Origin of the sequence: Martelella sp. HB161492, assembly GCF_013184775.1 — a bacterium.
GTDB lineage: Bacteria > Pseudomonadota > Alphaproteobacteria > Rhizobiales > Rhizobiaceae > Martelella.
Genome location: NZ_JAATVV010000048.1, coordinates 1 through 579, shown reverse-complemented (window position 1 = coordinate 579; position 579 = coordinate 1). Strand labels below are relative to the sequence as shown.

The window sequence follows — 579 nt, the reverse complement described above, 5'->3', positions numbered from 1 at the left end:
GATACGGTAGATATCGGTACAGCAGCAGGCGAAACGAATTTACAAGTTGCGAAGAGTGGCAACACAATTCAATACAGCTTAAGCCGTGACCTTGACCTTGACAGCGTGACCACAGGTAACAGTAAGCTCGACAACAGTGGCTTAGTGATTACAGGTGGGCCAAGCATCACGACAGCGGGCATTGATGCAGCAAACACCAACATCAGCAATGTTGCAGATGCGACCACAGCAGACCAAGCGGTGAACAAAGGCCAATTGGATGCAGTAACAGCAGCAGCGGATGGCAAAACTGATGCATTAGGCAACAGCACGGCCAACAACTTAGGTGGTGGTGCAACATACAACAGTACGACAGGCGCAGTGACAGCACCGACCTATAGCGTGAATGGCACAGACGTGAACAACGTAGGTGCTGCGATCAGTGAATTAGACAAAGGCTGGAACTTGGCAAGCAATGGTGCCAATGCAGGTGCAATCAAAGCGGGCGATACGGTAGATATCGGTACAGCAGCAGGCGAAACGAATTTACAAGTTGCGAAGAGTGGCAACACAATTCAATACAGCTTAAGCCGTGACCTT

At 49.9% G+C, this 579-nt stretch carries 1 pseudogene; it reads left to right on the top strand.

From position 1 onward, the window contains the following. A pseudogene (locus HCK86_RS23905) lies at window positions 1-579 on the top strand (hypothetical protein); the annotation flags it as partial.